This window comes from Pseudomonas sp. NFX98 (assembly GCF_047784845.1).
Taxonomy (GTDB): Bacteria; Pseudomonadota; Gammaproteobacteria; order Pseudomonadales; family Pseudomonadaceae; genus Aquipseudomonas.
On the sequence record NZ_JBLNNF010000010.1, the window covers coordinates 164,020 to 183,725 of the forward strand.

Sequence of the window (19,706 nt, forward strand, 5' to 3'; positions counted from 1 at the left end):
ATCCGGAAAAATGTAAGTCTTGGTGTAATACCTGTGGGAGCTAGCCTGCTCGCGATGGCGATGTGTCAGTCGCCATCGATGTTGGATGTGCTGGCCTCATCGCTAGCAGGCTAGCTCCCACAAGGGTTTTGCGGTGGTCACGGCATTTGTGGCCAGCACAAATCTATTGTGGGAGCGAGCCTGCTCGCGATGGCGGTGTGTCAGGCGACATCGATGGTGCATGTGCCGGCCTCATCGCGAGCAGGCTCACTCCTACAGGGTTTTGCGGTGAGCCTAAATCCGTGCCAATGCCTGCGCCAGATCTGCGCGCAGGTCTTCCACGTCCTCGACCCCGACAGACAGCCGCACCAACGCATCGCCGATGCCCAGTTCTGCGCGGGTGTCGGCGGGGATGGTGGCGTGGGTCATGATGGCCGGGTGTTCGATCAGGCTTTCCACGCCGCCGAGGCTTTCGGCCAGGGCGAAGATCTGCACGTTTTCAAGGAAGCGTCTGGAGCCGGCCAGGTCGGTGTTGAGGTCGACCGAGATCATCCCGCCGAAGCCGCGCATTTGCTTGCGCGCCAATTCGTGTTGCGGGTGCGAGGGCAGGCCAGGGTAGTAGACGCGCGCCACTTGCGGCTGACGTTCCAGCCATTGCGCGAGGTCCAGCGCGTTGCTGCAATGGCGCTCCATGCGCAGTGCGAGGGTCTTCACGCCGCGCAGGGTGAGGAAGGCGTCGAACGGCCCGGCGATGGCGCCTACCGCGTTTTGCAGGAAGCCCAGGCGTTCGGCCAGTTCCGCATTCTGGCCGACCACGGCGATGCCGCCGATCACGTCGGAGTGGCCGTTCAAATACTTGGTGGTCGAGTGCAGCACGATGTCGAAACCCAGCTCCAGTGGACGCTGAATCCATGGGCTGGCGAAGGTATTGTCAGCCACGCAGATGATCCCGCGGTCGCGGCAGGTGCGGGCGATGGCGGCGAGGTCGGTTAGGCGCAGCAGGGGATTGCTCGGCGTTTCGACCATGACCATGCGGGTGTCGTCCTGCAACGCAGCTTCGAAGGCGGCCGGGTCGGTCAGGTCGACGAAACTGAAACGGTGTCCGGCGCTGCGCTGACGCACCTTGTCGAACAGGCGGAAGGTGCCGCCATATAGATCATTGCCCGAAACGATGTGCGAGCCGGCGTCGAGCAGTTCGAGCACGGTGGAGATCGTCGCCAGTCCCGAGGCGAAGGCAAAGGCCTGGGTGCCGCCTTCAAGATCCGCCACGCAGCGCTCCAGCGCCCAGCGTGTCGGGTTGTGCGAGCGCCCGTAGTCGAGGCCTTTGTGCACGCCGGGGCTCTGTTGCAAATAGGTCGAGTTGGCATAGATCGGCGGCATCAGCGCGCCGGTGGAAGGGTCTGGCGTTTGTCCCGCGTGGATCACCCGGGTTGCGAAGCCGTGTGGCGCGGCATTTTTATCGTGCTGACTCATGCAAGGGATCTCCGTAAATGATTGAGCATGTCGACCCGGGTTATCAGGCCGTGGAAGCCGGAGGCGTCTTTGATGATCGCCACCAGCCCGAGGTCGAGCACCGCTTCCAGTTGCGCCAGGCTGGCGTCGGGCGGCAGGGTTTGCAGTTTGTCGGTCATCGCGCTGGTGACTGTCATGCGAAAGTGCGAAGCGCCTTTCTGCACGCCCAGCAGGATGTCGGATTCGTCGATCACACCCACCAGTTGCTGCCCATTCACCAGCACCGGCAGTTGCGATACGTCCGCCAGGCGCATGCGCTGGAACGCGGTGAGCAGGGTGTCGTCCGGGCCGACGCTGATCACCCGGCCATCCTCGAAACGCCGGGCGATCAGGTCGCGCAAATCGCCGTAGCGCTTGCTTTGCAGCAGGCCCTGATCGCTCATCCATTGATCGTTGTAGACCTTCGACAGGTAACGGGTGCCGGTGTCGCAGACGAAGCTGACCACCCGTTTCGGCTCGGTTTGCTCGCGGCAGTAACGCAGCGCGGCGGCGAGCAGGGTGCCGGTCGACGAGCCGCCGAGAATGCCTTCGGCGCGCAGCAACTGGCGGGCGTGGTCGAAGCTTTCTTCGTCGCTGATGGAGTAGGCGTGGCGCACGCTGGACAGGTCGGCAATCGACGGAATGAAGTCTTCGCCGATGCCTTCCACCGCCCAGGAACCGGGCGTGCCGAGGGCGCCGCTGCGGCTGTATTCAGCCATCACCGAACCGACCGGGTCGGCCAGCACCATTTCCAGGTTTGGTTGCACGCGTTTGAAGAATCGGGTCAACCCGGTCAGCGTACCGGCGGAGCCGACGCCGACGACAATCGCGTCTACATCATGTTGGGTCTGCGCCCAGATCTCCGGCGCGGTGCTGCATTCGTGGGCCAGCGGGTTGGCCGGATTGTTGAACTGGTCGGCGAAGAAGGCGTCGGGAATTTCTGCGGCGAGGCGCCCGGCGACGTCCTGGTAATAATCAGGGTGGCCCTTGCCGACATCGGAGCGGGTGATGTGCACTTCAGCGCCCATGGCCTTGAGGTGCAGGACTTTTTCCGTGGACATTTTGTCCGGCACCACCAGCACCACCCGATAGCCCTTGGCGCGGCCGACTAGCGCCAGACCCAGGCCGGTGTTGCCGGCGGTGGCTTCGACGATGGTGCCGCCGGGCTTGAGGCGACCATCGCGCTCGGCCTCGTCGATCATCGCCAGGCCGATGCGGTCCTTGATGGAACCGCCGGGGTTCTGTGATTCGAGCTTGAGAAACAAGGTACAGGGGCCGGTATCGAAACGGCTGACACGCACCAGTGGCGTATTGCCGATCAGTTCGAGCACGGCAGGGCGGGACTCGTTCGGCATGTCGTCACCTCGCTGCGTGGATCCTCGGTGGGAGGCCAGAAACCGGCGATGAGTTTTTGTACCGGTCGCGGCAATGCATCGTCTGGACCATAGGCCTTGATCGCCGCACTCGCAACCATCCGCGCGAAAGTACCCCCGACATTGGGGAAATTCCCTGTGAATGGTTGGCTTTATGGGGAGTGTCGCGGGTGAAAGATGTGCCTAGAGAGTGGCCATGATCATGGCCAGATTGACCTGTTGCATGAGCTCGGTGATGGTCGACAGGCTCCCGGCTTGCAGGGTGGCCATGAGCATGGCCTGGGGCGGCGTGAGGGCCAGGGCCGCCAGGGGTTGGATATCCGGCATGACCCGTTCTGCAATGCCGATGGCAGTGAGCGTGGCTGCGGTCACCATGGCCGCCGCTGCCGCCGCGGATACCGCCACCATGACGATCACGATGGCTGCCAGCGTAGCCATCAAAACTGTCAGCGTTGTTTCCCCCGCCATGACCACCTCCGAAGCCGATTGCGCCACTGGGGATGCGTGTGAACATCCCCCGGCGAATTCAGCCAAAGCAAGGCGCGGGCCAACAGTCGGCAGCGTCGATAATGCGGCTAGCGAAACCGCTCCGGGATGGCCTCGGCATACGGATAGAAAGAAAACCAAGGTTTGGCTTCGTCGATGACGCGTTGCACCGACGGACGTTGGGTCAAACGTTCGAAGTACGCGCTCAAGTGCCGGCAATCGTCGGGGAAAGGCACGAGGGTGCTGGCATAAAACAGCGCCGGGGTGGCGGCACAATCGGCCAGGCTGAAGTCCGGGCTGGCCACCCAGGTTCGCGAGGCTAGCTGACGGTCGAGCATGCCGTAGGCGGTCAACAGGCTGGCGCGTTGTTTGCTCAGGTCGCCGTTGGTGGCGAACAAGCGATCAGCGACGATCTGTTGCATCGGCGTCTGGACGTGCAGGTCGAAAAAACGGTCCCACAGACGAACCTGCAACGCCGTATCCCAATCACTGGGCAGCAGGCAATGTTGTCCGGCGTAGAAGCGGTCCAGGTATTCGATGATGATGCTCGACTCTGCCAGGCCCTGCGGGTTTCTCTGGTCACGGATGACCGGGAACTTGCAGAGCGGCCACAGTGCTTGCAGTTCTGCCCGATCGGCGTCGCTGGAGAGATCGATGATCCTGGGTTCGAATTCGATGGCGTATTCGTAAAGTGCGACCAGCACTTTGTGGCAGTACGACGACAGCGGATGGTAGTACAGGGTCAGAGGCATTTTTAGCTCTTCGGTACAGGGGGTGAAATGCAGTATCGACCATCGCTCGACACCCTGCGATGTTCGAGACGAGAGGCAAAATCGATGAAAACCCGCAGGGTGGATTTTCAAATACCGCGCTTGGCCGTACCTCTGTGCGACAACCCTTATCCCTGCACGAAAACTACTTTCACCTCGTTTGATAATCGCGCCTCGAAATGTTTTAAGAGTTTCACGATTCATTCGACGTGACCCTTTCGAGTGGCGCTGGCCGCTCTGATTTTCCACCCGCCGCTTCGACGTACTGATGCTGATGGTCATCCATCGGGCGGGTGATTTTGCGCGCCTGTGAATGGGCGGCAGTACCTAAAAAAACAAGAATTCACCCAGGAGCACCGTATGTTCAACCGAGCAATCCCCACCGCCATCCTCATGGCCACCAGTTCCTTATGTGCGCAGGCCGCCGACAGCCACGGTTTTCTCGAAGACAGTAAAGCCACGCTGTCGATGCGTACCTTGTACTTCAACAGCGACAACCGCGACGGGGCAGCAGACCCTTCGAAAACCGAAGAGACCGCACAGGGTTTCGTGCTGCGCTACGAGTCCGGTTTTACCCAAGGCACGGTCGGTTTCGGGCTCGATGCCCAGGCATTGCTCGGGGTGACGCTGGACAGCGGACGCGGGCGCCACGTCGGCAGCGGCATGATCCCGAGTGACGGCGACGATGCGGCCAATTCCTGGAGCAGTTTCGGCCCGACCGCGAAAATGCGCCTGGGTAAAACCGAGTTGCGCTACGGCACATTGCTGCCAAAACTGCCAATCCTGATCTCTAACGATGCCCGTGTGTTGCCGCAGTCATTCACCGGCACCCAGATCACCTCGAAAGACATCGATGGCCTGACCCTGACCAGCGGTTTGCTGGAGCAGGCCGTGGGGCGCGCCTCGACGGATCGCACCGGATTGTCGGTGGCCGGCGCCACTCGGGATAGCAACAAGTTCTATTTCGCCGGGGGCGACTACGAGGTCACCAAGACGCTCAAGGCCCAGTATTACTTCGCGCAGTTGGAGGATTTCTACAACCAGAACTTCTTCGGCCTGACTCACCTGCTGCCAATCGACAGCGCCAGTTCGATCACCACCGACCTGCGTTATTTCCGCACCACATCGACCGGCGCCAACAGCTCCGCCGCTGGCCGTGCGCAGGGCTATCGAGCATCGGGTTACACCGAAGACAACAACGGTGAAATCGACAACAACACCTGGGCCGCAATGATCACTTATGCCAATGTCGGGCATGCGGTCACGGTTGGATATCAGCAGGTCGGCGATGGCAGCAACTTCGTCCAGCCCAACCAGGGCAGCCTGCCGGATAAAGGCGCCGGTGGCGGCAGCGTCTACCTGCCCACCGACCGCATGATCCAGAGCTTCACCCGCGCCGGAGAGCAGACCCGTTTCGGTCAGTACACCTACGACTTCGCTGCACTGGGCGTACCGGGGCTGAAAGCGTCGATCGTGTACCTGAAGGGCACCGACATCAAAGTGCAGAACGCCGGGGACCAGTCCGAATGGGAACGCGACATGACCCTGGACTACGTGATTCAGTCGGGCACGTTCAAGAACGTCGGCTTCTCGTTGCGCAACGGCCAGTCGAACACTGACGCGGGGCGTGATGTGGATCAGAGTCGTTTCATCATCAACTATGCGATTCCGTTGTTGTGATGCCAGGGACCGTGTAGGGCTTTGAACACTACAAAACCTTGTGGGAGCGGGCTTGCCCGCGATGAGGCCATTACCTCCAACATCAACGGTGGCTGACACGCCGCCATCGCGGGTAAACCCGCTCCCACAGGACCACCGTCGCATACAGATCTGTGGCCACAGGTATTGCCCAAAACATCAATCTTTGGACGAAGACGCATCCGCAGGTGATTTTTTCAGGCGATACGCCAGCGCCGGGCGGGTCATGCCCAGCAGGCGGGCCGCTTCGGAGACGTTCTGTTGGCTGCGTTCCATGGCTGCGTGAATCAGCGCGTCTTCCACCGAATCCAGCGCGATACCGCTGTCGATGATCGTGTCGATCCAGTTCTGGCCCGGCGTGGGCGTCGATTTCACCAACCGCCCGTCACTGGCCAAACCAATGCTTTCGGCCATCTGCGGCGAATGCGGGAAGAGGGCGTCGACGGTGATGCTCTGGTTCTCGTCGGTGATGATCACGCCCCGTTCCATCAGGTTTTCCAGCTCGCGGATGTTGCCGGGCCAGTCGTAGTTCAGGCACATCTGCAAGGCCCGGTCGGACAGGCCGAGGGTCTTTTTCCGGTAGCTGGCGTGCAGTTTTTCCAGGAAGTGTTCGATCAGCAACGGGATGTCTTCACGACGCTCACGCAGGGCCGGAATTCGCACCGGAAACACGTTCAGGCGATAGAACAGGTCGGCGCGAAAACGTCCTTGCTTGACCGCGTTTTCCAGGTCTTCATGGGTCGCCGTGATGACCCGCACATCGACTTTGCGGGTCTGCGAATCACCGACGCGTTCCAACTCCTGCTCCTGCAAAACCCGCAGCAGCGAGGCTTGCGCGCGCGGGGTCAATTCAACGATTTCATCGAGAAACAAGGAGCCACCGTTGGCCCGTTCGAAGCGGCCCATGCGCGACTGTTGGGCGCCGGTGTAGGCGCCTTTTTCCACGCCGAACAGCTCGGCTTCGATCAGGTCCGGCGGGATGGCGGCGCAGTTCAGCGCGATGAAAGGTCCACCGGCCCGCTCACTGCGCAAATGCAGGCTGCGGGCGATGACTTCCTTGCCCACGCCGGTTTCGCCCAGCAGCAACACCGAAGCCTTGCCCAGCGCCACTTTGTCGATCAGCGAGCAGGTTCGGCGGTAGATCGCCGACTGGCCGATGCCGTAGAACTTGCCGGCCTCGATCTGCAGACGCTGGCGCATGTTGGCCACTTGCACTTGCAGCGCTTGCAGTTCATCGATGATCGGGTCGCTCTGGAAGTAACGCATGATCTCTTCGGCATCGTCCCATTGCTCGGCGGGCTTGCCGATGATCCGGCACTCGGCATCGCCGCAACCGCGGCAGCTGACTTCCTTGTAGATGATCTGCCGACCGAGGAAAAACGAGCTGTAGCTGATGGCATAGCCGAGCAGCATCCAGCACACCGGTTGTTCGGAATGCAGGTTTTCGGTCTGGCAGTTTTCCACCTCGAAAGAGTCCTGCCACTCGATGTCGGCGTAGAACTGCCCGTTCGCCAGATCGATGTCGATTGCCTGTGGGCGGACGTTGACCATGCCCTTGAGCGAGTGCAGTTGCGGGCCGGTGAAGAACATCTCCAGGTCGCTGCCCTGGGGCCGAAGTTTGCGCGCCAGTTCGGCGTCCTTGAGCCCGGACTGATAGCCCAGGCGCATGAAAAACCCTTTGGCGCGTTCGACGCCAAGCATTTCGATCAGCTCGCGTCTGCACGACGCCATCATCGACACCTGGATCAACAACATGCGTTGTTCGTCCAGCCAGATTTTGCCCTCGGTCCCGTGAAAGCGAACCTGGTCGCTCAGGTCCTTGAGCGACGGCGGGTGCTGGGAAGCCTTGTACGTGGTGATCATTCAGTGCGCCCCGATTGTAGTTATGTTGGGGATGGAGATGCGTTCCGCTCAGGCTATGGCGGTTTGTTTACGCATCCTGGCGACCGGTGTTTTTCAGGCAAGGCAAGGTCGGTTTTCCTTTTTCTAAGCGGCCTGAAACCGAGCGAAATGTCAATCGCCGAATGATTGGTCATTTGCTCAAAGGGCTTGAAGACAATTGAGCAAATGATCAATTGGCCGGTCCGCTGGCCTGTCTGCCAACGCTGTCCTGGTCGCCCGGCTGCAACGCATAACAGAATCTAACTATATGTTTTTAAACGAATAAAAATAATTTAAGCCGATTTTGCAGCACTGGCACCCTTGTTGCTCCGTACCCCGAACATAACAAGGGAGTACCCGAGCATGAGCCAGCCCGCCAGCCCATTCGATCAAATGCCGCGCTACATCCGTGTCCGCAGTGGACCTGACGACACCTTCGTCGAATTCGATTTCGCCATCGGTTTTCCCGACCTGTTTGTCGAGCTGGTTTTGCCGCGCCAGGCGTTCCGCCAGTTCTGCGAAAACAACCGGGTGCAGCACATGGACGCGCAGATGTGCGCGGCCCTCGACGCCGATGCGCGCAAGTGGCGTTACGGCGAAACCCGCGACGCCGACCAGGCCGATCAACACCCGACAGAACAATAACCACAGGAGTCCACTCCATGAGTGTCGAGATCAAGACGACCACCGTCGAGACGATCCGCAATACCTTCAGCCACACCCGTCGCCGGTTTGGCGACAAGGTGGCCAGCCGTTATCAGGAAGCCAGTTTCGACCTGGAGTCGGCGACCAATTTTCATTACCGGCCGCTGTGGCAGCCGGACAAACTGCTCAACGATGCTACCCGCACGGCGGTGGTCATGGCCGACTGGTACGCGGTCAGCGACCCGCGCCAGTACTACTACGGCGCCTACGTCCAGGCTCGGGCCAAGATGCAGGAAAACGCCGAGCATGATTACGCGTTCTGCGAGAAGCGCGACATGCTTGCCGGCCTGTCTGCGGCGAATGTCCAACTGATCAGCAAGCTACTGTTGCCCCTGCGCCACGCCGAGATGGGCGCCAACATGAACAACAGCAACATCGCCGCCGACGGCTTCGGCACCAGCGTCACGCAGATGCACATGTTCCAGGCCATGGACCGCCTCGGCATCGCCCAGTACCTGTCGCGGATCGGCCTGATGCTCGATGACGGCGACGTGTTGCTGCTGGCCCAGGCCAAACAGCAGTGGCTCAGCGATGCGGCGTGGCAAGGCATGCGTCGCTATGTCGAGGACACGCTGGTGGTGCGTGACTGGTTCGAATTGACCGTGGCGCAGAACCTGGTCAGTGATGGCCTGGTGTACCCGTTGCTGTTCCACAAACTCGACGAACAACTGTCGGCCAACGGCGCCGGCCAGGTCGGCATGCTGACCGAGTTCATGCGCCTGTGGTTTGCCGAAAGCCAGCGCTGGGTCGATGCGCTGCTCAAAACAGTGGTCAACGAAAGCACGGCCAACAAGGCACGGGTGCAAGGCTGGGTCGATCACTGGAGTGCCCGTTCCGTCGAGGCGCTGCGGCCCTTGGCGGCGATGGGCCTCGATGCGTCCGCACTGGATGGCGTCTGCACCGAATTCAGCGCACGCCTGAAGAAACTTGGCCTGGCAGGAGAACGCGCATGACTTCCCTCGTTTACATGAACCTGCAGGACACCGACTACGCGCGTTCGATCGTCGACGCGATTGTCCAGGACAACCCCCACGCCGAGATCCAGCACCAGCCATCGATGATCCGCATCGAGGCCGAGGGCCGTCTCGACATCCGCCGGGAAACGGTGGAGCAACTCACCGGCAGCGTCTGGGACATCCAGGAAATGCTGATGTACGTGATCACCCTGGGCGGCAACGTCGTGGAAGAGGACGACAGCTTTTCCCTGTACTGGAACAGCTGATCGGAACCGACCGCCGTTCGATCCATAACAAGAATTCGGGAGCGCCATCATGGCCGTGAAAAAACGCCTCAATGCCAAAGACAAATACCGCTGCATGACCCGTGACCTGGACTGGGAACCCAGCTACCAGACTCACGAGGACATCTACCCGCACGAGCGCTTCGAAGGGATCAAGATCACCGACTGGGACAAGTGGGAAGACCCGTTCCGGCTGACCATGGACACCTACTGGAAGTACCAGGCCGAGAAAGAGAAAAAGCTCTACGCGATCTTCGATGCGTTCTCGCAAAACAACGGTCATACCACGCTGTCGGACGCCCGCTATGTCAACGCGCTGAAGCTGTTCCTGTCCGGTGTCACGCCGCTGGAGTATCAGGCGTATCAGGGTTTCGCCCGGGTCGGCCGGCAGTTCAGCGGTGCCGGTGCGCGCATTGCTTGCCAGATGCAGGCCATCGACGAACTGCGTCACGTGCAGACCCAGATTCACGCGATGAGTCACTACAACAAGCACTTCAATGGCCTGCATGATTTCGCGCATATGCACGACCGCGTGTGGTTCCTCTCGGTGCCCAAGTCGTTCTTCGAGGATGCACGCACGGCGGGGCCGTTCGAGTTCCTCACGGCAATCTCGTTCTCGTTCGAGTACGTGCTGACCAACCTGTTGTTCGTGCCGTTCATGTCCGGCGCGGCGTTCAACGGCGACATGGCCACGGTCACCTTCGGCTTCTCGGCACAGTCCGACGAAGCGCGGCACATGACCCTGGGCCTGGAAGTGATCAAGTTTCTGCTGGAGCAGCACGAAGACAACGTGCCGATCATCCAGCGCTGGATCGACAAGTGGTTCTGGCGCGGCTACCGCCTGCTGACGCTGGTGGGAATGATGATGGACTACATGCTGCCGAACAAAGTCATGTCCTGGTCCGAAGCCTGGGGCGTGTATTTCGAAGAGGCGGGCGGGGCGCTGTTCAAGGACCTGGAACGCTACGGCATCCGTCCGCCCAAGCACGTCGAAGAGGCGAACATCGCCAAGGATCACGTCAGCCACCAGGCCTGGTCGATCTTCTACCAATACAGCCAGGCGACCAACTTCCACACCTGGATGCCCACCGACGAGGAGCTGGACTGGCTGTCGTCCAAATATCCCGACACCTTCGACAAGATCTACCGCCCGCGCTTCGAACACTGGCGTGCGCTGCAAGAGAAGGGCGAGCGTTTCTACAACCCGACCCTGCCGATGCTGTGCCAGATCTGCCAGATCCCGCTGTCGTTCGGCGAGCCGGACGACCAGACCACCCTCAGCCATCGCAGCGCCGAGCACGAAGGCGAGCGCTATCACTTCTGCTCCCAGGGTTGCTGCGACATTTTCGAGTACGAGCCGACCAAGTACATCCAGGCCTGGCTGCCGGTGCACCAGATCCTGCAGGGCAACTGCGGTGGCGGCGATGTCGAGTCGGTAGTGCGCGACTACTACAACATCAATCCCGGCCAGGACAACTTCGAATATCTCGGCTCCACCGAGCACCGACGCTGGCAGGACTGGCACCCGAACGATCGCAACAGCGCACCTGACCCGGATCTGCTGAAGGCCAGCTAACGCCACGTATCACTGTGGGAGCGAGCTTGCTCGCGATGAGGCCAGACCAGCCACCCTTTTCGGTGACTGGTACACCGCCATCGCCAGCAAGCTGCGCTCCTACAGTCCACCGACAACAATAAGGAAAACCATCATGCCCGTGACCGCCATCGGCGCCTACGACGCCCAACCCCTGGACCGCCAGGAGAACTTTCATGGCCTGCAACTGGTGTACCTGTGCTGGGAAAAACACCTGATGTTCTGCGCGCCGTTCACCTTTCCACTGCCACCGGCCATGCCGTTCGGCGACTTCATCGAACAAGTGGTCAAGCCTTCGATTGCCCAGCACCCGGATGCGCCGCAAGTCGATTTCAGCCAGGCATTGTGGCGCCTCAACGATCAGCCGTTCACCCCGGACAACACAGCGAGCCTGATCGCCAACGGCATCGATCACAAGAGCCTGCTGCACCTCAACACCCCTGGCTTGAACGGCATTGCCGGCAGCTTCAACTGAGGACACGGCGATGAGCTACCAAGTCACCATTGAACCCACTGGCGAACAGATCGAAGTGGAAGAAGGGCAGACCATTCTTCAGGCCGCATTGCGCCAGGGCGTCTGGTTGCCGTTTGCCTGCGGCCACGGCACCTGCGCCACCTGTAAGGTCCAGGTGCTGGAGGGCGAAGCCGATCTTGGCGCGGCCTCGTCCTTTGCGCTGATGGACATGGAGCGCGATGAAGGCAAGGTGTTGGCCTGCTGTGCGATCCCGCAAAGCGACATGGTGATCGAGGCCGACATCGATGCCGACCCGGACTTCCTCGGCCATCCGGTGGAGGACTACCGCGCGGTGGTCAGCGCCTTGGTCGACCTGTCGCCGACCATCAAGGGTGTGCACCTCAAGCTCGACCGGCCCATGGCGTTCCAGGCCGGGCAGTACATCAACCTGCAACTGCCCGGCGTCGAAGGCACGCGGGCGTTTTCGCTGGCCAATCCACCGAGCCGTGCCGATGAAGTCGAACTGCACGTGCGGCGGGTCGACGGCGGGCTGGCCACCGGCAAGATTCACGATGATTTGAAGGTCGGCGATACGGTGGAATTGTCTGGGCCGTACGGGCAGTTTTTCGTCCGTGGTTCGCAGAGCGGTGATCTGATCTTCATCGCTGGCGGCTCCGGGTTGTCGAGCCCGCAATCGATGATTCTCGACCTGCTGGAGGCTGGCGATAACCGGCAGATCGTGCTGTTCCAGGGCGCGCGTAACCGTGGCGAACTGTACAACCGCGAACTGTTCGAAGCGCTGGCCCGGGACCACGCCAACTTCACCTATGTGCCGGCCCTCAGTCAGGCGGTCGAGGACCTTGAATGGACAGGGTTCAAGGGCTATGTGCATGACGCCGCGAAACAGCATTTCGACGGCCGCTTCAGCAACCGCAAGGCCTACCTGTGTGGACCGCCGGTGATGATCGATTCAGCCATCACCTGCCTGATGCAAGGGCGGTTGTTTGAGCGCGACATCTTCATGGAACGCTTCTACAGCGCCGCCGACGGTGGTGAAAGCACCCAGCGTTCAGCGTTGTTCAAACGCATCTGATTGACCTGTAAACCCGCCTTCTCGATCTGCCGATAGGGCGAGGTGTGCCTGACCCATAACAACAATAAAGGTTGAACTGAATGACTCGTCGACTGCAAAACCTGCTGGTGATCGCTACTGCTGTTACCGCGTCGTTGTCCGTGCACGCCACCGAAGGCGGCGGCACGTCCTATCCGCTGGGCGCGGAAAACTACATGTCCGGGGCGATGCCGCCGCCGGGGTTTTACGGGCAACTGTTCGTCACCCATTACGAAGCCGACAACCTGCGCGGCAACGACGGCAAGAAACTCCCGGTGGATTTTCGCGTGCGCGCCAACGCCATCACTCCGCGACTGATCTGGGTCAGCGATTACACCTTGTTCGGTGCCAGCGTGGCACTTCACGCGATCGTGCCGTTGGTGGACCTCAAGGTTGAGCTCAACGGCCAGTCGCAAAACAAACAAGGCTTGGGTGACGTGATCTTCGGCTCGGCGCTGGGCTTCCACCACAGCGAAAAATTCCACAGCATCCTCTCGCTGGACATGATCGCCCCGACCGGTCGTTACGATCGCGGCGACCTGGCCAACACCGGGCGCAATTACTGGGTGATCGAACCGGTCTACGCCATCACCTACGTCGACCCGAACGGGCTCAACGTCGATGCGAAGATCATGTACGACTTCAACCGCGAAAACCCGGCGACCGACTACCGTTCGGGCCAGGAATTTCATGTCGACTATGCCGTCGGCTGGGGGTTGGGCAATGGTTGGGTGTTGGGTGTCGGCGGTTACTACTACCGACAAACCACCGACGACCGCCAGAACGGCGAGACCATCGAAGACAACAAGGGACGAGCGCTGGCCATCGGGCCATCGATCAAATACACCAGCAAGAACGGCTGGTTCGTCACCGGCAAATGGGAGCAGGAAACCGAAGTGCGCAACCGGGCTCAGGGGAATGCGTACTGGATGAAACTGACAGTGCCGTTCTGACACCAAAAACCCTGTAGGAGCCGAGCTTGCTCGCGATGAAGCCATCACATCCAAGATCGATGGCGACTGAAACACCGCCATCGCGGGCAAGCACATCCAACATCGATGGCGACTGACACACCGCCATCGTCGGAACGCCGCCCGGAGCAAGCTCGGCTCCTACATTGGGTTAGTTGCCAGCCAACGGCGGAGTACGCGGCGGAATCAATCGCTTGCTCCCCGTCGCCTCGAACGCTGCCGCAAAACGCAGCAGCGCCGAGTCGTCATAGGCGCGGCCGGCGAAGGTCAGGCCGACCGGCATGCCGATGTCCGCCATCACACCCATTGGCACCGTGACCGTGGGCACGCCCAGGTGCCGGATGGCAAGGTTGCCGTTGGCCACCCAAACCCCATTGCTCCAGGCGATGTCCGCAGACGCCGGATTGACGTCGGCATCCGCCGGGCCAACGTCGGCGACGGTCGGGAACAGCACCGCGTCCAGGCCGAGCCGATCCATCCAGTCTTCCAGATCGAGCTTGCGCGTTTGCTCAAGCCCACGCAGACCATCGGGTACGGTGCTGATCTGGTCCCACGGCGTGATGCCGCGCTCGGCCATCTTCACGTACTCGTCCATCCCAGCAGCCAGATCGCCTTCGCGGTTGGGCAGCGTGCCGGGGTCGTGAGGGAAAATCAGCGGGCCGTCGACGTCGACCAGACGGTTCAGTTTCGGATCGCCGTTGGCCTGCAGGAAATCATCGAACGCCCACGCCGTCAGATCCCACAACTCGTGATGGAGGAATTCCTTGGAGACGATCCCGCGATTGAACACGGTCGGCGCACCGGGACGATCGCCTTCGCAATTGGACACCAGCGGGAAATCGACTTCGACCACTTCGGCACCGGCGGCTTCGAGTGCTTTGCGCGCTTGATTCCAAAGGTCAATAACCGAGGGGCGCGTGTTGATGCGTTGACCTGTCGGGCCACCGATGCCCGGTGCTTGCGAAGTACCCGCTTCCGCGTCAGCGTTGATGTACATGCGCGGCACGCCGAGGCGTTTACCGGCCAGGGCATCGGGTTTTGCCGCCAGCTCTAAATAGGAAGCGGGGCGCACCGAGGCGACGCTTGGAATCGGCACCCAGGGTTGCAGGCGCCACAGATCGCCTCGCGTATCGGTATCTTCAGCGACCACCACATCGAGTACTTCGAGCAGGTCGGCCATGGTCCGGGCAAACGGAACCACCACATCCATGGTCGGCGTCAGCGGCCAGTTGCCGCGCACCGAGATCACCCCGCGCGAAGGCGTGTAGGCGCACAAACCGTTGTTCGACGCCGGGCCGCGACCGCTCGACCAGGTTTCTTCGGCCAGACCGAAGGCCGCGAAACTGGCCGCGGTGGCCGTTCCTGCACCGTTGGATGAACCCGAGGCGAACGGCGCAGTGAGGTAACCGGCGTTGTACGGGCTCTCGGCACGGCCGTAGACCCCGCGCTGCATGCCGCCGTTGGCCATGGGCGGCATGTTGGTCTTGCCCAGGCAAATGGCGCCGGCACCACGCAGCCGTTCGATGGTGAATGCATCGCGGTAGGCGACCAGATCTTTGAAAGCGGGACTGCCCGAAGCAGCGGTGAGCCCCTTGACCAGGTAACTGTCTTTGGCCGTGTAAGGGATGCCATCGAGCGGCCCCAGCGTCTCGCCTTTGGCCCGACGGGCATCGCAGGCCTGCGCTTCCTTGAGCGCATCCGGGTTGCGCACCACCACTGCATTCAAGGCGGTTGGGGTGTCGGCGCCGTCGTAGGCGTCGATCCGCGCGAGATAGGCCTGGACCAGCTCAACCGATGTGGTCTGGCCGGATTCGAGCGCAGCGCGCAATTGGGCAATGGAAACTTCAGTGACTTCAATCATGCGGTTACCACCGGCTCTCTCAAAAATGGATTTCATAACGGAACTCGTTGCGCAGCCTTGCGCGACGGAATCCGGATTTCAACCTTGGCTGCGTATTTTGCACTAAGGCGGGGCAGGGCGCCGCCCTTGCCGATACATCCGGACACGGATAATGGCCATATCGATCCCCTTTTGGCCGGTCACACGCTGGGAACCGTCTAGCCTGTCAGCAAGAATCGAAACCGGATTGCTGATTCGTCAGCACCGATCGCATCCAAAACCAGATCTTTGCTTCCTTGCCCCTGGCCATTTCCAGGGCCACTGCCGTGTACAGACACTAAAAAAACCAACGAGCCGACATTGGGGAACTGATCCATGGACACTATGAAACGCATTCTGGGCGCCACGGTTTGTGGGCTGACGCTGCTGGCCAGCGCGGTGCACGCCGAACAGCGCGAGTTGAGGGTCTACAACTGGGCGGACTACATCCTGCCGTCCGTGCCCAAGGACTTCGCCACGCAAACCGGCATCAAAGTGACCTGGGACACCTTCGACACCAATGAATCGCTGGAAGCCAAGTTGCTGACCGGCAACTCGGGTTACGACCTGGTGGTGCCATCGAATCAGTTCATCGAAACCCAGATCAAGGCCGGTGTGTTCCAGAAACTCGACAAGTCCAAGCTGCCTAACTGGAAGCATCAGGACCCGGCGCTGCTCAAGCTGCTCGACGCCAACGACCCCGGCAACCAGTACGGCGTGCCTTACATGTACGGCACCGTGTTGATCGGTTTCAACCCGGCGAAGGTCAAGGCAGCGCTCGGCGAGAATGCACCGGTGGACAGTTGGGACCTGGTGTTCAAGCCCGAGAACATGGCAAAGCTGAAGTCCTGCGGCGTAGCGATGCTCGATTCGCCTTCGGAAATCCTGCCGCTGGCCCTGCATTACCTGGGGCTGGACCCGAACAGCCAGAACCCGGATGACTACGAAAAAGCCAAGGCATTGATGCTGAAGATCCGGCCTTACGTCACCTACTTCAATTCGGCCAAGTACATGACCGACATCGCCAACGGTGATATCTGCGTGGCTATCGGTTACTCCGGCAGCTTCTACCAGTTCGGCAACCGCGCCAAAGAGGCGGGCAACGGCGTGGTGGTGGATTGGCGCTTGCCGAAGGAGGGCGCGCCGATCTGGTTTGACACTTTCGCCATTCCGAAAAGCGCGAAGAACGTTGAAGAAGCCAACGAGTTCCTCAACAACTTGATGGACCCGAAAGTGATCGCGCCGATCAGCGACTTCCTCGGCTATCCGAATGCCAACAAGGACTCGCTGTCGTTGATCAACAAGGACATCACCGGCAACCCCAACCTGACGCCGACCAGCGAGGCACTGGCCACCCTTTATGTCGTGCAGCCGTTGCCACAGAAGCTTGAGCGGGTGCGGACGCGGGTGTGGACGGCGATCAAGTCGGACAAGTAAGACCTGAGAACACCGATCCCCTGTAGGAGGGAGCCTGCTCGCGATGAGGGCCTGGCATTCAATGATGATTTGAATGACAGACCGCTATCGCGAGCAGGCTCGCTCCTACAGGGGGATTTGTGTTTAGCCTCAAAACTCCGGCGTGTACTTCACGCTGAACATCACATTGCGCGGATCGCCGAAGTTGTTGTTGCCGTCGAGCTGGTTGTAGCCCGCCGTGTAGTAATGCTTGTCGAACAGGTTGTTGGCGTTCAGCGCCAGGCCGATTTCCGGCGTGAGCTGGTAGCCGACCCGCGCGTTCCACACGGTGTAACCCGGTACGTCAAAGGTGTGTTCATAGCCTAGCGTATGGCTTTGAGTGGTGAAGCCCAGGCCGGTGCTGACGCGACTCCAGTCGCCGCTGAACTGGTAATCGCTCCAGACCCGTAGCATGTGTTTAGGCGTCCAGGTGCTGAAGACTTTGCCTTCGTTAACCGGGTCATCCAGGTACTTGGTGGTGTTGTAGGTATAGCCGGCAAACAGTTGCAGGCCGGTGAGCACTTCGCCGCTGATCTCGGCATCGATCCCCTGGCTGCGAACCTTGCCGGATGCCGTCGAGCAGTACCTACCGTCGCAGGCGAAACCCGAAGCCAGGTCGTTGACCGCGCGGTTTTCCTGGTCGTAACGGAACACGGCCAGGGACGTGTTGACCCGGCCATCCATCAACTCACCTTTGAGGCCGATTTCGTAGTTGCTGCCGATTACCGGTTTGAGCACCGAGCCGCTCGAGTCGCGCACGGTCTGCGGTTCGAACACGTCGGTGTAGCTGGCGTACACCGCCCATTCGCGGTTCAGGTCGTAGACGATCCCGGCGTAGGGCGTGACTTCTCCGGTTTCGTTGGCGGTGCTTTCCGGATTGGCGGTGGCAACGTCACTGAACGAGAGCTGGGTCCATGACTTGTAGCTGTAGTCGTACCAGCTCACTCGCGAGCCGAGCACCAGGGTCAACGGTTCGATCGGCTTGACTCGCCAACTGCCGTACAGACCTTTTTGGCGGATATCGTATTTACTCGGCGTACCACGACCACCAGCGGTATTGATCAAACTGTCGTAGCTGATTTCCGGGCGGTTGTGGTCGATGCCGAAGATCGTGTCGGTGCTGTCGTTGAAGGTACGGGCGAGGCGGTCGTCCGAGGTGTACTTCGAATAGTTACCGCCCAGCATCACTTCGTGCTGCATGGACAAGGCGTCGAAGTGGCCGATGAGGTTCATGTCCAGACCGATCTTGGTCGAGTCGAAATCCGTCACGAAGTCGGCGTATTGCACGCCGCTGCCATCGGCTTCCAGACCATCGCCGGCACTTTGCACGCGCTGGTTTTTCGCCTTGTTGTCTTCGGTCATGCGCACGGCGCCGACCTTGAAAGCCCAGTCGTCGTTGAAGCGGTGTTCGAGATCGGCATAGAGCGTGGTGACATCGATGTCCGAATGGTTCCAGCGCGCGCCGGTGTAGGTTGAGCGCGACACATCGACCGGTGAACCGTCGGCATAGCGCGGCAGACCGCGGATCATAGGGCGCGATTCGCCATTGGATTGACTGACCGCCAGGCCCAGGGTGGTGTCTTCACGCAGATCGATGTCCAGTGCGCCGTACAACGAGTGGGTCTTGCTCCATTCGTAGTCGATGAAGGATTGGCTCTGGTCCTCGTCGGCAACGAAGCGGCCACGCACGGTGCCGGTCTGGTTCAGCGGACCGCCGGCATCCACTTGCATGCCGTAGTGATCCCAGGAGCCGGCCTTGCCGGTGACCGTCACGGTCGGGGCGTTCTGGCCGCGCTTGCGTACCAGGTTGATCGCGCCGCCGGGGCTGCCGGTGCCTTGAAGCAGGCCGGACGCACCGCGCAGCACTTCCATGCGATCGAAGAAAATCAGGTCCTGTGTGGCCCAGTTACCCAACGCATAGGTGTTGCGCGGGATCGGCACGCCGTCGTATTGCCAGTCATCGATCTGGAAACCGCGCGAGGTCACAATCAGGCCTTTGCCGACGCCCTGAACACCGACCAGGCCGGTGGTCTGGTTGACCGCATCCTTGAGGTCGACCAGGTTCTGGTCGTCCATCTGTTTGCGGGTCATGACGGTGACCGACTGCGGAATTTCCTTGAGGGTATGGGTGCCCTTGCCGATCGTCACCGCTTTGGCCGCGTAAGAACCCGAGCCTTCGGTGGTGGCGTCAGCACTGTTTTCGATGATGTTGGTCGCGCCCAGTTGCAGCGCAGCGGTGTTGGTCGTGGCCGGCTCGACGCTGAAGTTGCCCTGTTCGGTCACACGCAGTTGCAGGCCGCTGCCGCTCAGCGCTTTTTGCATGGCTTCTTCAGGGGACAGCTGGCCGATGACCGCCGGTGCCTGTTTACCCTGCACCAGCGAAGGCTCCAGCGAGACGATGTGCCCGCTCTGGCTGGCGATGGCATTCAGCGTGCTGGCGAGCGGGCCGGCGGGCAGGTTGAAGGGCAGGGTTTGCGCCTGCGCCAGAGCAGGGCCGGCCAGGGTTGCCAGGGCAACGGCGACGGAAAGCGAGTGGGACCACGGGTTGAACACAGCATTCTCCTGAAGGTGTAAGTGTCAGGAGATAGGTGGGATGAGAAATGAAAACCGGACACAAAT

General features: G+C 60.8%; 16 protein-coding genes. 9 read left to right on the top strand and 7 right to left on the bottom strand.

The annotated features are described in order from the left end of the window. Window positions 1–273: 273 nt before the first annotated feature. The 4 genes from ACM110_RS15570 to ACM110_RS15585 form a co-directional block, all read right to left on the bottom strand. Window positions 274–1,452, bottom strand: coding sequence for a trans-sulfuration enzyme family protein (locus ACM110_RS15570; protein WP_416128470.1), 1,179 nt, complete (start codon window positions 1,450–1,452; stop codon window positions 274–276). Next, complete coding sequence (locus tag ACM110_RS15575; protein ID WP_416128471.1) at window positions 1,449–2,825, bottom strand: pyridoxal-phosphate dependent enzyme; 1,377 nt, start codon at window positions 2,823–2,825, stop codon at window positions 1,449–1,451. The genes ACM110_RS15570 and ACM110_RS15575 overlap by 4 nt, the downstream gene beginning before the upstream one ends. Before the next feature lie 201 nt (window positions 2,826–3,026). Then, window positions 3,027–3,281, bottom strand: a complete 255-nt coding sequence (locus ACM110_RS15580; RefSeq protein ID WP_416128472.1) for a hypothetical protein — start codon at window positions 3,279–3,281, stop codon at window positions 3,027–3,029. A gap of 137 nt (window positions 3,282–3,418) precedes the next feature. Further along, window positions 3,419–4,081 (bottom strand): glutathione S-transferase family protein, encoded by a 663-nt coding sequence (locus ACM110_RS15585; RefSeq protein WP_416128473.1) that lies wholly within the window; start codon window positions 4,079–4,081, stop codon window positions 3,419–3,421. Between the two features lie 378 nt (window positions 4,082–4,459). On the opposite strand from ACM110_RS15585, the gene ACM110_RS15590 reads away from it, so the two are divergent. After that, window positions 4,460–5,779, top strand: a complete 1,320-nt coding sequence (locus ACM110_RS15590) for an OprD family porin (protein WP_416128474.1) — start codon at window positions 4,460–4,462, stop codon at window positions 5,777–5,779. A 177-nt stretch (window positions 5,780–5,956) separates the two neighbouring features. Here the strand turns inward: ACM110_RS15590 and ACM110_RS15595 are convergent, their stop codons facing one another. After that, window positions 5,957–7,660: a sigma 54-interacting transcriptional regulator gene (locus ACM110_RS15595; RefSeq protein WP_416128475.1), complete on the bottom strand. Its 1,704-nt coding sequence runs from the start codon at window positions 7,658–7,660 to the stop codon at window positions 5,957–5,959. 381 nt (window positions 7,661–8,041) lie between these two features. Between ACM110_RS15595 and ACM110_RS15600 the strand changes: the two genes are divergently transcribed. The 7 genes from ACM110_RS15600 (at window position 8,042) to ACM110_RS15630 (ending at window position 13,735) form a co-directional block, all read left to right on the top strand. Further along, window positions 8,042–8,323 carry a phenol hydroxylase subunit gene (locus ACM110_RS15600; RefSeq protein ID WP_416128476.1) on the top strand — a complete coding sequence of 94 codons (282 nt, stop codon included), beginning with the start codon at window positions 8,042–8,044 and terminating at the stop codon, window positions 8,321–8,323. Window positions 8,324–8,340: 17 nt separating this feature from the next. Next, window positions 8,341–9,336 carry an aromatic/alkene monooxygenase hydroxylase subunit beta gene (locus tag ACM110_RS15605; protein WP_416128477.1) on the top strand — a complete coding sequence of 332 codons (996 nt, stop codon included), beginning with the start codon at window positions 8,341–8,343 and terminating at the stop codon, window positions 9,334–9,336. Beyond that, complete coding sequence (locus ACM110_RS15610) at window positions 9,333–9,605, top strand: MmoB/DmpM family protein (RefSeq protein WP_338586240.1); 273 nt, start codon at window positions 9,333–9,335, stop codon at window positions 9,603–9,605. Before ACM110_RS15605 ends, ACM110_RS15610 begins: the two co-directional genes overlap by 4 nt. Window positions 9,606–9,654: 49 nt before the next feature. Then, window positions 9,655–11,199: an aromatic/alkene/methane monooxygenase hydroxylase/oxygenase subunit alpha gene (locus ACM110_RS15615; protein WP_416128478.1), complete on the top strand. Its 1,545-nt coding sequence runs from the start codon at window positions 9,655–9,657 to the stop codon at window positions 11,197–11,199. Window positions 11,200–11,332: 133 nt separating this feature from the next. Beyond that, the gene (locus tag ACM110_RS15620; RefSeq protein WP_416128479.1) at window positions 11,333–11,692 is read left to right on the top strand and encodes a phenol hydroxylase subunit P4; all 360 of its coding nucleotides are present in this window, start codon (window positions 11,333–11,335) and stop codon (window positions 11,690–11,692) included. Between the two features lie 10 nt (window positions 11,693–11,702). Then, window positions 11,703–12,764 (top strand): NADH:ubiquinone reductase (Na(+)-transporting) subunit F, encoded by a 1,062-nt coding sequence (locus ACM110_RS15625; protein ID WP_416128480.1) that lies wholly within the window; start codon window positions 11,703–11,705, stop codon window positions 12,762–12,764. Between the two features lie 80 nt (window positions 12,765–12,844). After that, window positions 12,845–13,735: a transporter gene (locus tag ACM110_RS15630; protein ID WP_416128481.1), complete on the top strand. Its 891-nt coding sequence runs from the start codon at window positions 12,845–12,847 to the stop codon at window positions 13,733–13,735. A 169-nt stretch (window positions 13,736–13,904) separates the two neighbouring features. Here ACM110_RS15630 and ACM110_RS15635 read toward each other — a convergent pair whose 3' ends face one another. Further along, window positions 13,905–15,614, bottom strand: coding sequence for an amidase (locus ACM110_RS15635; protein ID WP_416128482.1), 1,710 nt, complete (start codon window positions 15,612–15,614; stop codon window positions 13,905–13,907). Window positions 15,615–15,968: 354 nt separating this feature from the next. Here ACM110_RS15635 and ACM110_RS15640 point away from each other — a divergent pair, with 354 nt between their 5' ends. After that, a complete protein-coding gene (locus ACM110_RS15640) occupies window positions 15,969–17,069 on the top strand; it encodes a polyamine ABC transporter substrate-binding protein (RefSeq protein ID WP_416128483.1) in 1,101 nt (366 codons plus the stop codon). A gap of 129 nt (window positions 17,070–17,198) precedes the next feature. On the opposite strand, the gene ACM110_RS15645 is transcribed toward ACM110_RS15640, so the two are convergent. Beyond that, window positions 17,199–19,640 carry a TonB-dependent siderophore receptor gene (locus tag ACM110_RS15645; protein ID WP_416128484.1) on the bottom strand — a complete coding sequence of 814 codons (2,442 nt, stop codon included), beginning with the start codon at window positions 19,638–19,640 and terminating at the stop codon, window positions 17,199–17,201. Window positions 19,641–19,706 lie beyond the last annotated feature (66 nt).

Coding starts and splice junctions, on each gene's coding strand:
- ACM110_RS15600 (WP_416128476.1), top strand. CDS start 8,042: ATGAGCCAGCCCGCCAGCCCATTCGATCAAATGCCGCGCTACATCCGT.
- ACM110_RS15580 (WP_416128472.1), bottom strand. CDS start 3,281: ATGGCTACGCTGGCAGCCATCGTGATCGTCATGGTGGCGGTATCCGCG.
- ACM110_RS15630 (WP_416128481.1), top strand. CDS start 12,845: ATGACTCGTCGACTGCAAAACCTGCTGGTGATCGCTACTGCTGTTACC.
- ACM110_RS15585 (WP_416128473.1), bottom strand. CDS start 4,081: ATGCCTCTGACCCTGTACTACCATCCGCTGTCGTCGTACTGCCACAAA.
- ACM110_RS15615 (WP_416128478.1), top strand. CDS start 9,655: ATGGCCGTGAAAAAACGCCTCAATGCCAAAGACAAATACCGCTGCATG.
- ACM110_RS15640 (WP_416128483.1), top strand. CDS start 15,969: ATGGACACTATGAAACGCATTCTGGGCGCCACGGTTTGTGGGCTGACG.
- ACM110_RS15625 (WP_416128480.1), top strand. CDS start 11,703: ATGAGCTACCAAGTCACCATTGAACCCACTGGCGAACAGATCGAAGTG.
- ACM110_RS15575 (WP_416128471.1), bottom strand. CDS start 2,825: ATGCCGAACGAGTCCCGCCCTGCCGTGCTCGAACTGATCGGCAATACG.
- ACM110_RS15605 (WP_416128477.1), top strand. CDS start 8,341: ATGAGTGTCGAGATCAAGACGACCACCGTCGAGACGATCCGCAATACC.
- ACM110_RS15635 (WP_416128482.1), bottom strand. CDS start 15,614: ATGATTGAAGTCACTGAAGTTTCCATTGCCCAATTGCGCGCTGCGCTC.
- ACM110_RS15595 (WP_416128475.1), bottom strand. CDS start 7,660: ATGATCACCACGTACAAGGCTTCCCAGCACCCGCCGTCGCTCAAGGAC.
- ACM110_RS15570 (WP_416128470.1), bottom strand. CDS start 1,452: ATGAGTCAGCACGATAAAAATGCCGCGCCACACGGCTTCGCAACCCGG.
- ACM110_RS15610 (WP_338586240.1), top strand. CDS start 9,333: ATGACTTCCCTCGTTTACATGAACCTGCAGGACACCGACTACGCGCGT.
- ACM110_RS15620 (WP_416128479.1), top strand. CDS start 11,333: ATGCCCGTGACCGCCATCGGCGCCTACGACGCCCAACCCCTGGACCGC.
- ACM110_RS15590 (WP_416128474.1), top strand. CDS start 4,460: ATGTTCAACCGAGCAATCCCCACCGCCATCCTCATGGCCACCAGTTCC.